Genomic DNA, 14,316 nt, shown 5'->3' with positions numbered 1-14,316 from the left:
GGGGGGAGTGGACCCTTTGGGGCCGTTTGAGCAGGCCAAGGGCGCGATAGGCAGCGACCATACAGCACAAAACGTTTTAGTAAAAGGTTTTGTGTCCTACCATGTTCGGTATGTCCGAGCAGGGATCACCCCCCTCCCGACCCACGATCCGTGACGTCGCGCGAGAGGCCGGCGTCTCCGTCACCACGGTGTCCCACGCGCTGAACGGCAAGGGGACCGCCTCCGAGGCCACGCGGCAGCGGGTCCTCGCCGTCGCCGACCGCCTCGCCTACCGCGCCCATCCCATGGCCCGCGGCCTCCGCCAGGGGCGCACCGGCATCCTCGGTCTCGACATGCGCCCGCTCGACGCGATCGGGTCGTACCTGCCCGAGGGCGTGGACTACTTCATGCGGTTCGCCGGCGCCGCGGCGGTGACCGCGCTCGACCACGGGCTCGGCCTCATGCTCGTGCCCGACCTGACCCGCTCGGACATCCCCCAGTACGCCCACGGAGTGGACGGCTACGTCGTCGGCGACCCGGTGCGCGACGACCCGGTGCTCACCCGGCTGATCGACGCCTCGGTGCCGGTCGTCACCGTGGGCCGCGACCCGGGGCGGCCGACGTTCACGGACTGGGTGGGCCCCGACGACGTGGACGAGACCAAGCGCGTCCTCGACCTGCTGCGCTCACGGGGCGCCGAGCGCATCGCGTTTCTGGCGGGCACCGACGACAACGCCTGGAACGTGGACTCCGAGAAGGCGTACCGGTCGTGGGCCCGACGGCACGACATGCCCGCACGCGTCCTGCACATCCCCGAGGCGGCGGCCGAGGAGGGCGGCGCGGACGCCGCCCGGCGGCTGCTGAAGGGCAGGCAGCCGCGGCCCGACGCGGTCTACTGCCAGACCGGACGGCACGCGGCAGGTGTGCTCGCCGAGGCGCGGCGGCTCGACGTGGCCGTCCCGCGTGACCTGCTCATCGCGGCGGGCTCCGACGCGCAGCAGACACGCCACGCGACACCCGCGATCACGGCCCTCGATCTCATGCCGGAGGAGACGGGCAAGGCGGCCGTCGAACTGCTCATCGCACGGCTGGCCGGGGACACCCGGCCGGGGCCGATCGTCCTGCCCGCGGAGCTACGCATGCGCGCCTCCACCGGAGACGGCTGACCGCCGCCTCCCGCGGCGACCGGCCGCCATCGGCGGGATTCGCAAGAAAGCGCGCAAGAATGCATGGCAAATCAGAATGTGATGCCATACATATCGAACAGTTATCTGGAATTTATTTTTCCATGATATGATGTGTTCCGGTTATCTATTTCCGCATTTAGCATCGTCGTTCCACAGCGAGAAAGGAACGACGGGCCCATGCGCGAAGGACAGCCCAGCCAGACCGCGATCATGGCGGCGGCCGCCCGCGCGGCACACCTCGTGGTCGATCGGGAGCCGTTCATCTTCCACGACACCGTGGCCGCCGCTCTGCTCGGCGAGCACGCCGAGCAGATCATCGGCTTCCACCGGGCGTACGGCGACCACCTCGTCCTGTCGGGCGTCCGCGCCCAGGTGACCGCGCGCAGCCACTACACCGAGCGCCGCCTGGCCGAGCTGGCCCGCGACGGCCTGGAGCAGTACGTCGTGCTCGGCGCGGGGCTCGACACCTTCGCCTACCGCGCCGACCCCGCCGGCCGGGTCGCGGTCTTCGAGGTGGACCACCCCGCCACGCAGCAATGGAAGCGCGAACTGCTCGCGGCCGCGGGCATCCCGCTGCCGGAGGCGCTGACCTTCGCGCCCGCGGACCTGGAGACCGGTGATCTCGGCTCGGACCTGGCCGCGGCCGGGTTCGACCCGTCCAGACCGTCCCTGGTGAGCTGGCTCGGAGTCTCCATGTACCTCACGCCGGAGGCGATCGCCGCCACTCTCGCCGCCGTCGGCGGCTTCGCCCCCGGCACGGAGCTGGTCATGGAGTACGCCCTGCCGCCCGCCCTCCGCGACGAGCGCAGCGCCGCCTTCGCGGAGTTCGCCCTTCCCGCGGCCGCCGAGCGGGGCGAACCCTGGCTGACCTTCTTCACCCCCGGCGACCTGTCGGCGCTGCTGGAACGGCAGGGCCTGGAGGCGGTCGAGCACGTACGGCAGGCCGACAGCGTCGAGCCGGCGTTGTGGCGCCGCTCCGACTCCCTGGGTCCCACCGACCTGTGCCGTCTGGCCCGCGCGACCGTCCCCCACCGCCCGGCCGCCGCCACGACCGGACGGCCGGGCGGCTCGTAGGAGGCGGGCGCCCCGGTCGCCTCCGTCACGGGCGGCCGCGGACAAGATCGAGCGCGGCCGCCTCGATCTCGTCCTCGGTCAGCAGGACGTGCGCGGCCGCGTCTCCGAGCGGGACGAAACTGTCCTTGCTCGTGACGCGGGCGACCCGGCCGTCGAAGCCGGCGTCGGCCAGCGCGGCGAGCACGCCCTCGGACACTCCGCCCGACCTGCGGGTCTCGTCCACGACCAGCACCTTGCCGGTGGCCGTCGCCTCCCGCAGCAGGTCGTCCGCCGGCAGCGGGGACAGCCAGCGCAGGTCGACCACGCGGCAGCGCAGGCCGAGACGCCGCGCGACGCGCAGGCTCATGTGCAGGCCGTTGCCGAACGTGACGATGGTGAGCTGGTCGCCCGAGCCGTACACGCGGGCGCGGCCGATCGGCACGTGCTTGGCCGCGATGGGCGCCAGCCACTCGCCGTCGCCCTCCTCGTGCAGGTCCCGCGTGTGGTAGAGGGCGATCGGCTCCAGGAACACGCACACCCTGCCGTCCGCGCGGGCGGCGGCGACGCAGGTGCGCAGCATCGCGGCCGCGTCGTCGGGGCGGGACGGCGTGGCGACGACCAGCCCCGGGATGTCCCGCAGGGAGGCCACCGCGTTGTCGTTGTGGAAGTGGCCGCCGAACCCCTTCTGGTACGCGTATCCGGCGACCCGCACGACCATCGGGTTCCGGTATTGCCCGGACGAGAAGAACGACAGCGTCGCCGCCTCGCCGCGGATCTGGTCGACGGCGTTGTGCAGGTAGGCGAGGTACTGGATCTCGGCGACCGGGAGCAGGCCGGACAGTCCCGCGCCCAGGGCGAGGCCGAGGATCGACTGCTCGTCGAGGAGCGTGTCGAACACGCGCCCCGCGCCGGCCCGGCGGAGCAGCCCGCGCGTCACGCCGTACACGCCGCCCTTGCGCGCCACGTCCTCGCCGAAGACCACCATCTCGGGATAGTGGTCGAGGAGGTCGGCGAGCGTCTGGTTGATCGCCTGGGCCAGCGTGACCGGCTCGGCCGGGCGGGCCCCCGTCGCGCGCGCGGCGGCGACCGCCTCCCCCGCGACGGCGGCCGGACGCGACGGAGCGAGCGACGCCATCACGGCGCGTGCCGTCTCCAGCCGCGCGGCCGACGCGACCTCGCGGGCGATCGCCCGCACCTCCTCGCGTTTGGCCTCGGCCAGGGCGGCCACCTCGTCCTCGGTCACGACGCCCCGCGCGACCAGCAGGCGCGCGGTCGCGGTCAGCGGGTCGCGCTCCTCGTCGGCCGCGATCTCCGCCCGCGACCGGTAGGCCACCTCGGCGTCCGACCCGGCATGGCCCATCAGCCGCACCGTCCGCAGGTGGAGGAAGGCCGGACGCCGGGTGGCGCGCACCCATTCGGCGGCTTCGGCGGCGACCTCGTACGCGGAGGCCACGTCGCACCCGTCGGCGGTGAACTGGCGCATGCCGAGGCGGGAGCCGTACGACGCGATCCATCCACTCGGGGTGCGGACGCTGATGCCGATGCCGTTGTCCTCGCACACGAACAGCACGGGCAACGGGAGCCCCTGGTGCGCGCAGTACGCGGCGGTGTTGAGCGCTCCGACGGCGGTCGAGTGGTTGGCCGAGGCGTCCCCGAAGGAACACACGACCACCGAGTCGCGGGGCCAGGCGCATTCCACGCCGAGCTTGGCGGCCCGTTCGACGGCCAGGGCGACGCCGACCGCGCGCGGCAGGTGCGAGGCGATGGTCGAGGTCTGCGGGATGACGTTGAGCTTCGGATGCCCGAAGACCTTGTGCCGCCCGCCCGCGATCGGCTCCGAGGCCGCCGCGACCACGCCGAGCAGCACGTCGCGCAGCGGATCCGTGCCGGGCACCTGCCGGGCGCGCTCCAGGTAGAAGGCCCCCGACCGGTAGTGCAGCAACGCGGGGTCGGTGGGCCGCAGCGCCGCGGCCACGGCGGCGTTGCCCTCGTGCCCGGCCGACCCGATGGTGTAGAAGCCCGCGCCCTCGGCGCGCAGCTCCCGGGCGGCCAGGTCCAGGTGCCTGCTCCCGAGCTGGCTGTCGTACAGCTCAAGCAGGCGGGTGTCGGTCAGCAACGCGGGCTCCCTTCGTGGCGGACCCGGCCTCCCACGATGGTGTGACGCACCGTCGCGTCCGCCACCTCGGATGCGGTCACCGCCATGATGTCGCGGTCGACGAGCACGAGATCGGCGAGTTTGCCCGGCTCGACGGAGCCCAGCTCGTGGTCGAGCCCGGCGGCGCGGGCCGCCCAGCGGGTGTACCCGTAGATCGCCTCCGCCCGGGTGACGCGCTGGTCCGCGCCGAACGCCTCCCCCACCTCCGCGCCGCCCTCGCGCCGGCGCCGGGTCTCGGCGGCGTGTATCCCGTGGAAGGGGTTGGGTGAGGCGACCGGGAAGTCGGAGCCGCAGGCCAGCAGCGCGCCCCGGTCGAGCAGGTCGCGGAAGGCGTAGGCGTCCCGCGCGCGCTCCTTCCCCAGCCGGTGGGCGGTCCACGCCAGGTCGTCCGTGACGTGGATGGGTTGCACCGAGGCGATCACGCCGAGCCGGGCCAGCCGGTCGCGGTCCCGCTCCGTCAGCACGGACGCGTGCTCGATCATGAAGCCCCGGGCGTCGCCGACCGTCTCGAACGCGTCGAGCACCAGGCGGTTGGCCAGGTCGCCGATCGCGTGGACGACCAGGTCGAACCCCAGGCGGCGCACCGCGCGCCCGGCCTCGACCACGCGCTCGACCGGCATGAGCTGGAAGCCCGCGCCCGACGGGTCGTCCGCGTACGGGCGGCTGAGCAGCGCTCCGCGCGCACCGAGGCCGCCGTCGAAGATGAGGCGCAGCCGCCGGACGCCGAAGCTCGCGTCGCCGGTGAACAGGTGCTCGGCGGCGAACTCGGCGAGGTCGCCTTCCTCGGGGGCGTTCAGCATCCCGAAGACGCGCGGGCCGTCGAGCCCCGGGTAGGCGTCGAGCCAGGCCACGTCCTCGATGGCGTCGTGCAGCCCGGTCAGCCCGAGCGCGAGGCAGTCACGGGCGCCGAGCCGCAGCAGCTCACGGCGGCGCGGGCCGTCCATGGGCGGTACGGCCTCACGCACCGGCCGGGCGGCGCCTTCGACGAGGACGCCGGTCGGCTCGCCGGTCTCGTCCCGCAGGACGCGGCCGTCCGGCGGATCCGGGGTGTCGCGCCCGATCCCGGCCAGGCGGAGCGCGGCGCGGTTGGCGATGGCGCCGTGGCCGTCGAACCGGTTCAACAGGACGGGGTGGCCGGGCACCGCCGCGCTGAGCCGATCGACCGCCGGCCAGTCGCCCGCCCACCCCCGCCCCACGATCCAGGTGCCTTCCGGCAGCTCCCGGGCCCGGACGGCCACCAGCTCCACGATCTCGGCCATGCCGGCCATCCCGCGCAGATCGAGGTCGACGTGGGTCTCGCCGAGATTCAGCAGGTGGGCGTGGCAGTCGATGAGGCCGGGCAGCAGCGAGCCGCCGCCCGCGTCGATCACCTCGGCGTGTGGCACCGCCCGGCGGCACCGGTCCTCGTCGCCGACGGCGACGATGCGGTCGCCGCGTACGGCCACGCAGCCGGCCCGGGCCCGCGCACGGGCCGGGTCGGGCGTGTCCGCGGCGAAGATGGAGGCGTCGCGGATCAGCAGGTCATCAGCCACGTACGCGCGCACCGTCCTGGTACACCGCCACGATGGCGGACTTGAGATCGGCGAGGTCGTACGGGTCGCGGTCGACCAGGACCAGGTCGGCGCGCTTGCCCGGGGCGATCGTGCCGCGGTCGTCCGCCACGCCGAGCAGGCCGGCCGACGACGACGTGGCCGCCGCCAGCACGTCCTCCGGCTTCATCCCGGCCTCGTGCATGAGCCGCAGCTCCAGCAGGTTCTCGCCGTGCGGCGTCACCCCGCTGTCGGTGCCCATCGCGATCTTCACCCCGGCGGCGTACGCCCGGGCGACGGACTCGCGGTGGACGCCGGTCATCTCGCGCGCCTTGGCCAGCGCGTTCGGGCTGATCCGCATCCCCTGGTCGGCCATGGCGAGCAGGGAGTGCCCGGCCGAGAGCGTGGGCACCAGCCACGTGCCCGCCTCGACCATCATCTCGATCGACGCGTCGTCGAGGATGGTGCCGTGCTCGATCGAGCGCGCCCCCGCCCGCACCGCGTTCTTCACTCCGGCGGGGGACGTCGCGTGCGCCATCACCGCGCGGCCCTGCGCGGCGGCCTCCTCCACGATGACCGCCAGCTCCTCGGGGCTGAACTGGCGGTGCCGGGGATCGTCGCGGGGGGACAGCACTCCCCCGGTCGTGCACACCTTGATGACCTCGGCCCCGGCCCGCAGCAGCTCGCGCACCTTGCGCCGGACCTCGTCGGGGCCGTCGGCGATGCCGTCCGGGCGTCCCGGGTACGGCAGGCCGTACAGGAAGTGGTTCCCGGAGGCGCGCCAGCCGTCGCCGTGCCCGCCGGTCTGACTGATCATCGAGATCGAGATCTGCAGCCGCGGGCCCTGGATCAGTCCGCGTTCGAGGGCGAGCTGGACCCCCAGGTCGGCGCCTTCGGCGTCGCGGGCCGTGGTGATGCCGCAGTCCAGCGTCGCCGCGAGGTTGGCCATCGCCGCGTAGAACTGGTACGAGAACGGCTGCTCCAGCCGGGTCGGCAGGTCGAGCCCGGAGCCGGTCACGTGGACGTGGCAGTCGAACAGGCCGGGCAGCAGCGTCAGGCCGGAGGCGTCGACGCCCACGTCCCCGTCGAGTCCGGCGCCGACGTCGACGACCCGGCCGTCCTCGATGACGACGTCGGCCTGGGCGATGGGGCTGCCGGTACCGTCGAAGACGCGGCCGCCGTGGAAGAGGGTTCGGGTCATGGTCGCTACTCCAGGTGCCTGACGAAGTCGCCGATCCGGCCGTCGGCCGTGCCGATCCGGTCGGCGGGGAGGTCCTCGATGATCACGCCGTGCTCCATCATCACGATGCGGTCGGCGGCCCGCCGTACGAAGCCCATCTCGTGCGATGCGACGATCATGGTCATGCCCTGGTGGGCCAGCTCCTCCATGACCGTCAGCACCTCGGCGGTCGTCTCCGGGTCGAGGGCGCTGGTCGGCTCGTCGAACAGCAGCACGGACGGGCGCATGGCGAGCGCCCGCGCGATGGCGCCCCGCTGCTGCTGGCCTCCGGACAGCTTGCGCGGGTACGCGTCGGCCTTGTCGGCCAGGCCCACCCGCTCCAGCAGGCCGTGCGCGCGCTCGACGGCCTCCTCCTTGGGCGTCCCGAGGACCCGGACCGGCCCCTCGATCAGGTTCTCCAGCAGGGTCATGTGCCAGAACAGGTTGAAGTCCTGGAAGACCATCCCGATGTGGCGGCGGGCGTCGGCGACGGCGTTCTCGCTGAGCGGCTGCAGCTTCCCGTCGGGGGTCTCGCGGTAGCCGACCAGCTCGTCGTTGACGTAGATCCGTCCCTGCTGGATCGACTCCAGGTGGTTGATCGTGCGCAGGAACGTGCTCTTGCCCGAGCCGGACGGCCCGATCAGGCAGACCACCTCGCCGGTGGCCACCGTGAGATCGATGCCCTTGAGCACGTGCAGTTGCCCGTACCACTTGTGCACGTCCTGCGCGCGGATCGCGACTTTGGTCGTCACGCCGTCCGCACCGTTTCCGGGTGTCACGTCGTCTGCTCCGTTTCCGGGTGTCACGTCGTCTGCCCCGCTTCCCGGCCGCCGGTGCCGATCAGGTGCTCGCGGATCCGGCCCAGCAGCGTGCGGGAGCCCGCGGTGGCCTCGTGCCGGCTCAGTCTGGCCTCGATCACCGACTGGACCACGCTCCACACCGAGGTCATGAGCGCGTAGTTGACGGCCAGGCCGACGAACAGCTCGAACACCCGGAAGGTCTGCGCGGCGTACGTCCCGGTGGTCTGGAACAGCTCGGGCACACCGATCACCGCGGCCAGCGAGGTGACCTTGAGCATGACGTTGAACTGGTTGCCCATCGGCGGGATGATCACCCGCATGGCCTGCGGGATGATCACGCGGCGCAGCATGGTGGAGCGCCGCATGCCGAGGGCCTTGGCCGCCTCGACCTGGCGCCGGTCCACCGACTGGATGCCGTTGCGGAAGATCTCGCCCATGTAGCCGGCCTCGCGGATGGCCAGGCCCACGCAGGCGGCCTGGAAGCCGGCCGAGACCTTGATCTGGCCGAACAGGTAGGCGTCCTCGAAGCGGTAGATCTCCGCCGCGGCGAGCCCGGTGAAGAGCAGCATGAGGATCACCAGCTCGGGCACGGCGCGCAGCATCCACACGTAGACCGCGGCGGCGTACCGGATCGGCCGGAACTTCGACAGGCGGGCGATGCCGAGGAACAGCCCCAGCACGATGCCGAGGGTCTGCGCGATCACCGCGAGGAGGATCGTGCGCTGCATCGCGCCGAAGTAGCCGGGCGAGAGGTTGAACAGGTGGGTGAAGAAGAAGTGCCAGTCGAACGTCACAGCTTGACCCCGGGGGCGCACAGCGGCGGCTTGCCGTCGCCGAACTTGTCCAGCGTGACCGACCCGAGGCCGTGCTTCTCGAAGATGCTCTGGTAGCTGCCGTTCGAGCGGAGGTTGGCCATCGCCTTCTCCATGGCCTTGAAGAGCTCCGGTTCCTCCTTGCGGATCAGGAACCCGACCCGGTCGTCGTCGGTCGTGCCGGAGGTGCAGCCGGCGCCGCCCGACTCGATGCCGCCGTTGGCGAGCGCGCCGTAGTACGCGGCCGAGGAGTCGGTGCCCACGGCGGCGTCCAGGTTCTTCGCCGCGACCTGCTGGAACATGTCGCGGGTGTTGGGCAGCGTGACGACGTCGATCTGCGCCTTGCCCTCGGCGACGATCTTCTTGTTCCAGGCGACGACCATGTCCTGCGCCAGCGTGCCGTCGGGCACTCCGACCTTCTTGCCGGGCATGTCCTCGAAGCTGTGGATCTGCTTCGGGTTGCCCTTCGGCACCACGACCTGGGTGACCGCGTACGACGAGGGCAGCCACCAGACCTTGTCGCGCCGCTCGGCCCGGTCGGCGAACTCGTCGATGAGCATGTCGCAGCGCTTGCCGATCAGGCCGGACAACAGGCCCGAGGACTCGTACTGCGTCCAGTTGATCTTCAGGCCGAGCTCTCCGGCCAGGGCCGTGCCCAGCTCGAACTCGGCGCCGACGCGCTCTCCGTCGTGCTGGTAGATGCGGGGTGGGTTGGTGAACGCCGAGCAGAGATTGATGACGCCCGTATCGGCATAGGGCTTGGGGGGCTGTACCGCCGCGTTGGCGACGCGCTCACCTCCGTCGGCCGGCGCCTTCGTGCACGCACTGAGGGCGAAGGGGATGCATCCGGCGACGACAATCGCCAGAACTCGCTTGCTGACCATGAGTTCCTCCTGACCGGCAACTCACACACATCTCACACACATCTGATATATCAGAGTGCTCAGGAATGTAGACTTCGCGACGAAAGCGCGTCAATACTTCCGACCAGAACAGGGAGGCGTGGATGGCGGAGGGCGTGCGCGAATCCAGCACAAGTCAGCTCATGGCCGAGCGGGCTTACGTGTACATCCGCGACCAGATCGTCACCGTGGGGATCCCACCCGGCAGCCCGGTCGATGAGGAGAAGCTGATGCGTGAGCTCGGTGTCGGCCGTACGCCGGTGCGCGAGGCGCTCAAGCGCCTGTCGGTCGAGCGGCTGGTCACGGTCTACCCGCGGCGCGGCACGTTCGCCTCGGAGATACAGCTCGACGACGAGCTGTGGCTCACCGAGGTGCGGGTGCCGCTGGAGGGTCTGGCCGCCGACCGCGCCGCCCGCAGGGCGTCCGCGGAGGAGCGGCGGACACTGGAGCGGCTGTCCGAGGACATCACCCGGGAGATCGCGGGTGGGGCCGACATGCTGCCCCTCGTCCTCCTCGACGCCGAGATCCATCGGGCCGTCTACCGCGCCGCCCACAACCCCTACCTCGAGAGCACGCTGACGACCTACCTCAACCTGGGCATGCGGATCTGGTTCCACCGGCTGAGCCACCTGCCCGACCTGAGTCCGCACGTGCTGGACCAGCGCGAGGTCATCGCGGCGATTCTCGAGCGCGACGGCGACCTGGCCCGTCGCACCGCAGAGGACCACTTGCAGGGGTGCTCGCACAGCATCCGCTCGAACGCGTAAGGAGACGTCATGTCCCGCACCATCCGATCCATCGTCGGGGGCGACCGCTCGTCCGACGGCGCCCGGATGTTCCGCTCCACGAATCCGGCGCGTACCGACGAGCTGGTCGCCGAGGTGCGGCTCAGCGACGAGCGCGGCTTCGTCGCCGCGTGCCGTACGGCCCGGGACGCGCAGCGCGCCTGGGCCGACGTCCCGGCTCCCGTGCGCGGCGAGGTCATCGCGAACGTGGGCCGGCTCGTGCACACCAACGCGGAACGGCTGGCCCGGCTGATCGTCCAGGAGGTCGGCAAACCGCTGAAGGAGGCGCGCGGCGAGGTCCAGGAGCTGGCCGACACCTGCGCGTTCTTCCTGGGTGAGGGGCGGCGCCTCTACGGGCAGACGGTCCCGTCGGAGATGCCCGACAAGCAGCTCTTCACCTTCCGCGACCCGGTGGGCGTGGCCGCCGTGATCACCGCGGGCAACTTCCCGGTGGCCGTCCCGTCCTGGTACATCGTGCCGGCGCTGCTGTGCGGCAACGCGGTGGTGTGGAAGCCCGCGGAGTACGCCGCCGCCTGCGCCGAGGCGGTGTACGAGCTGTTCGCGCACGCGGGCGTCCCCTCCGGCGTTTTCAACGTGGTGTACGCCGAGGGGCGGGAGACCTTCACCGGGTTGACGGACGCCCTGGAGGCGGGGCTGGTGGACAAGGTCGGCTTCACCGGATCGAGTGAGGTGGGCGTGCGCATCGGCGAGCTGTGCGGCCGCCACCTGCAGTCGCCGTGCCTCGAACTCGGCGGCAAGAACCCCATGGTGGTGACCGAGGACGCCGACCTCGGCCAGGCGGTGGAGGGGGCGCTCTTCTCCGCCTTCGGCACCGCCGGGCAGCGGTGCACCTCACTTGGCACGGCGATTGTCCACGAGTCTGTTGTTTCGGACTTCATCCGACTGTTCGACGAGGCGGCCCGCGCGGCGGTGATCGGCGACCCGACCGGCGACGTGCTGTACGGGCCCATGCTGGACGAGAAGTTCGCCCAGTCGCACGAGAAGCACCTGGAGTGGATCGGGGCCGCCCACTCCCTCCACGGATCATCCGGAATCGGGCGGATCGGGCCGGACAACCCCAGGGCCGGGTTCTCCGGGGACGCCGAGCGGGGGCTCTACTACCACCCGGTCATCGTGTCCGGCGTGCGGCCGGGCGACGCGCTGTTCGACAACGAGACGTTCGGCCCGCTCGTGGGCGTCACGCCGTACCGGAGCCTCGACGAGGCGATCGAGCTGGCGAACGCCCCCGGATACGGCCTCTCGTCGTCGATCTACACGGTCGACCCGGCCAAGGTGTTCCGGTTCCGCCGCAGGATCCGCGCCGGCATGGTGAGCGTGAACAACTCCACCTCGGGCGCCGAGGCCCACCTGCCCTTCGGCGGCAACGGCAAGTCCGGGAACGGCAGCCGCCAGTCCGGCCAGTGGGTGCTCGACCAGTTCACCCGGTGGCAGGCGATGAACTGGGACTACTCGGGCCGGCTGCAGAAGGCGCAGATGGACGTCGCCACCGTCGAACCCGACCTCGGCTACCAGCTCGGCTGACCGCCGCGCCGCCTCGGGCACCCTCCTGGTGCCCCCATGACCAGGAGGGTACGGTCCGGGACGGGCCGGGTCCGAGGCGTCACTGGACGAGAGCCTGGCGGACCTCGCGGAGCCGTTCGTCGTTCCATTCGATCGCGGGGTCGGGCTCCAGGAAGGTGAAGGCGGTGCCGGCGATCCCGATCGCCGGCAACGACCACTCGGCCGCCTCCGACGCTCCGAAGGGATGTGCTTCGACGCGTCGCGTCGCGATCTCCGGGGTGGACATGGCCATGATGACCAGGCCCCGCATGGTGGCGTGGGCCAAACTCGCCATCGTCTCGAACGTGGCGTGGAGTTCGGGCCGCAGGCGGTAGCCGAGCAGGTCGGCCATCTGCCGGTAGGCCTCGGCGATCTGATTCACGAACGCCCGTTCCGACCGGGCGAGGGCGTCGCGCACGTCGGCACGCAGCGTTCCGTCGTCCAGGCTCAGGAACGTCGCGTGCAGGGCGAGGTAGGTCCGCCACTGCGTCGATCCGTGGATGATCTCGAAGTCGTGCAGCGCCCCCTGGCGGAGCATCTCCGCGCACAGCTCCCGGCGCCGTTCGGGTGATTCCAGCCAGTTCAGCCGATCCCTGGCCACGGCCCTGATCAGCTCGCTCGCCGACCTTTCCTCCACGACCGCCGCGGGCGTCGCCGCTCCGGCGATCTCCCTGAGCAGGTCGCTGAAGAACAGGTCCTTGTACGGCCAGCGGCGGTAGGCGGCACTACGCGAGACGCCCGCGTCGCGGATGACGTCCTCGAAGCTGATGTGCTCCATGCTGACGGTCAGGCCGGTGTCGTCGATCGCGGCCATGGCGGCCTGGAGCATACGCCGCTCGGTCTCCTCGTCCGACAGCCTGCGGCGTCGCCGGGCGGGACCTGTGGCCATTCGTGGCTGATCGCTCATGTTGTACTCTCGTTTGAGACATGATGTTTCAAGTTCCATATTCAGAGTTCCAACACGGCACACTATCGGAACGCCGTACGACCGAGGAGATCCCATGCAGGCAACAGGACCCATGCGGAAAGCGACCGTCGCCATGTACGCGGGGGCGGCACTCACGCTGGTAGCCGTACTCGCCCTGGTCGTCGACCAGTCGGGCGGGGGCCTCGCCCGCCACCTTCACGACACCTATCCGGGCCGCGCTCCGGGCTGGCTGGACATGGCGACGGCGAGCATCGCCGGCTACCTGTACACCCTCTACGGCGCCGGATTCGTCCTGTGGCTGTGGATGGCCCGGAAGGCCGGGAAGGGCACGCGGAGCCTCCGGATCGCGGCGACCGCGGCATTCGTCGTGGGCAGCGTCCTGCTGGTCTACAACTTCAGCCAGCCCCACCCGCTCGCGGTGACCGTCACCGGCGCGCTTCCCTGTCTGAGCGGTCTCGCGGCGGTCGCCTTCCTGTGGGCCGGCCGGTCCACACCCAAGAGCGTGACCGCCTGACCCGGCGTCATGGAGCTGCGGCGCTCCGCGCGACGAACCCCGCCCCCGTCTCTGCGGGGGCGGGGTTCGTCCTGCTACCTGATGGCGTTCGTGGCGAGCTTGTCGAACTCGCGGTCCGGCAGCGTACGGTCAAGCTCCAGGAGCCTGTCGGCCAGCCAGCCGACGGCGTAGCGCGTCTCGGGCTTGGCGGCTTCGACGGCCTCCCGGATGGCGGCGGCGACGACGCCGGGATCGGAGGCCTGGCTGTCGGCGCCGAGTTGGATCTCGCTGCGCCGTGCCATGGCCTCGGCCATCGTCCCGTAGGCGGTGGTGCCGGAAATCTCGCGTAGATCCTGCGCGGTGCGGTCTTCGAACCCGGTTTTGATGATGCCGGGCTGAATGATCACCACGTCGATGCCGAACGGCTCGACTTCCATGCGCAGCGTGTCGGAGTACGCTTCGAGCGCATGCTTGGACGCGTAGTACCAGCAGCCGAGCGGCAGTGCGATCTCGCCGCCGATGGACGACACGTTGACGATCACGCCGGACTTCTGCTTGCGCATGTACGGCAGGGCGAGCTGGACGAGCCGAGCCGGAGCGAAGAGGTTGACCTCGAACAAGTCACGCGCCAGGTCCAATGGCATGTCCTCGGCGGAACCGTGCAGGACGGTGCCCGCATTGTTGATCAGGACGTCGATCCGCCCCTGCTCTTCGATGACGGTGTGGACGGCTCGCTCCAGCTCTTCGGGCCTGCGCGCGTCCAGCGGAAGGGCGTGGCCACCGGCGTCGCGAATCGTGTCCATCAGCTGCACACGCCTGGCTGCGCCGTACACGATGTGACCGGCCCGCAGGAGTTCGAGCGCGGTGGCCTTGCCGATGCCGGACGATGCTCCGGTAACGAGGACTACTTTCAT

General features: G+C 71.2%; 13 protein-coding genes. 5 read left to right on the top strand and 8 right to left on the bottom strand.

Going from position 1 to position 14,316, the window contains the following annotated elements; genetic code table 11:
- Positions 1 to 110 precede the first annotated feature (110 nt).
- Positions 111 to 1,145 carry a LacI family DNA-binding transcriptional regulator gene (locus tag AWQ71_RS33930; protein ID WP_067141489.1) on the top strand — a complete coding sequence of 345 codons (1,035 nt, stop codon included), beginning with the start codon at positions 111 to 113 and terminating at the stop codon, positions 1,143 to 1,145.
- Between the two features lie 198 nt (positions 1,146 to 1,343).
- Positions 1,344 to 2,240, top strand: a complete 897-nt coding sequence (locus AWQ71_RS33925; RefSeq protein WP_084259589.1) for a class I SAM-dependent methyltransferase — start codon at positions 1,344 to 1,346, stop codon at positions 2,238 to 2,240.
- A gap of 25 nt (positions 2,241 to 2,265) precedes the next feature.
- Here the strand turns inward: AWQ71_RS33925 and AWQ71_RS33920 are convergent, their stop codons facing one another.
- Genes AWQ71_RS33920 through AWQ71_RS33895 form a run of 6 tightly spaced genes read right to left on the bottom strand, consistent with a single transcriptional unit; the run spans position 2,266 to position 9,618 of the window.
- Entirely contained in the window at positions 2,266 to 4,335 is a 2,070-nt protein-coding gene (locus AWQ71_RS33920; protein WP_245658748.1) for a dehydrogenase E1 component subunit alpha/beta, read from the bottom strand.
- A complete protein-coding gene (locus AWQ71_RS33915; protein WP_067141483.1) occupies positions 4,329 to 5,906 on the bottom strand; it encodes an amidohydrolase in 1,578 nt (525 codons plus the stop codon). Before AWQ71_RS33915 ends, AWQ71_RS33920 begins: the two co-directional genes overlap by 7 nt.
- Positions 5,899 to 7,104, bottom strand: a complete 1,206-nt coding sequence (locus AWQ71_RS33910) for a metal-dependent hydrolase family protein (protein WP_067141412.1) — start codon at positions 7,102 to 7,104, stop codon at positions 5,899 to 5,901. The genes AWQ71_RS33915 and AWQ71_RS33910 overlap by 8 nt, the downstream gene beginning before the upstream one ends.
- Positions 7,105 to 7,109: 5 nt before the next feature.
- Complete coding sequence (locus tag AWQ71_RS33905; protein ID WP_067141476.1) at positions 7,110 to 7,874, bottom strand: amino acid ABC transporter ATP-binding protein; 765 nt, start codon at positions 7,872 to 7,874, stop codon at positions 7,110 to 7,112.
- Positions 7,875 to 7,924: 50 nt separating this feature from the next.
- Positions 7,925 to 8,716: an amino acid ABC transporter permease gene (locus AWQ71_RS33900; protein ID WP_067141409.1), complete on the bottom strand. Its 792-nt coding sequence runs from the start codon at positions 8,714 to 8,716 to the stop codon at positions 7,925 to 7,927.
- Positions 8,713 to 9,618, bottom strand: coding sequence for a transporter substrate-binding domain-containing protein (locus AWQ71_RS33895; protein WP_067141407.1), 906 nt, complete (start codon positions 9,616 to 9,618; stop codon positions 8,713 to 8,715). Before AWQ71_RS33895 ends, AWQ71_RS33900 begins: the two co-directional genes overlap by 4 nt.
- Positions 9,619 to 9,740: 122 nt before the next feature.
- Between AWQ71_RS33895 and AWQ71_RS33890 the strand changes: the two genes are divergently transcribed.
- Together AWQ71_RS33890 and AWQ71_RS33885 are read left to right on the top strand one after the other, a co-directional pair.
- Positions 9,741 to 10,403: a GntR family transcriptional regulator gene (locus AWQ71_RS33890; RefSeq protein ID WP_067141404.1), complete on the top strand. Its 663-nt coding sequence runs from the start codon at positions 9,741 to 9,743 to the stop codon at positions 10,401 to 10,403.
- A gap of 9 nt (positions 10,404 to 10,412) precedes the next feature.
- Positions 10,413 to 11,963 carry an aldehyde dehydrogenase family protein gene (locus tag AWQ71_RS33885; protein ID WP_067141401.1) on the top strand — a complete coding sequence of 517 codons (1,551 nt, stop codon included), beginning with the start codon at positions 10,413 to 10,415 and terminating at the stop codon, positions 11,961 to 11,963.
- Positions 11,964 to 12,042: 79 nt separating this feature from the next.
- On the opposite strand, the gene AWQ71_RS33880 is transcribed toward AWQ71_RS33885, so the two are convergent.
- Positions 12,043 to 12,888, bottom strand: a complete 846-nt coding sequence (locus tag AWQ71_RS33880; RefSeq protein WP_067141398.1) for a TetR/AcrR family transcriptional regulator — start codon at positions 12,886 to 12,888, stop codon at positions 12,043 to 12,045.
- 112 nt (positions 12,889 to 13,000) lie between these two features.
- Between AWQ71_RS33880 and AWQ71_RS33875 the strand changes: the two genes are divergently transcribed.
- Positions 13,001 to 13,423, top strand: a complete 423-nt coding sequence (locus tag AWQ71_RS33875; RefSeq protein ID WP_067141395.1) for a hypothetical protein — start codon at positions 13,001 to 13,003, stop codon at positions 13,421 to 13,423.
- A gap of 74 nt (positions 13,424 to 13,497) precedes the next feature.
- On the opposite strand, the gene AWQ71_RS33870 is transcribed toward AWQ71_RS33875, so the two are convergent.
- Positions 13,498 to 14,316, bottom strand: coding sequence for an oxidoreductase (locus AWQ71_RS33870; protein WP_067141393.1), 819 nt, complete (start codon positions 14,314 to 14,316; stop codon positions 13,498 to 13,500).

Source organism: Microtetraspora malaysiensis (genome assembly GCF_001528665.1).
Taxonomy (GTDB): domain Bacteria; phylum Actinomycetota; class Actinomycetes; order Streptosporangiales; family Streptosporangiaceae; genus Microtetraspora_A; species Microtetraspora_A malaysiensis.
This window is presented reverse-complemented; position numbering and strand designations above follow the sequence as displayed.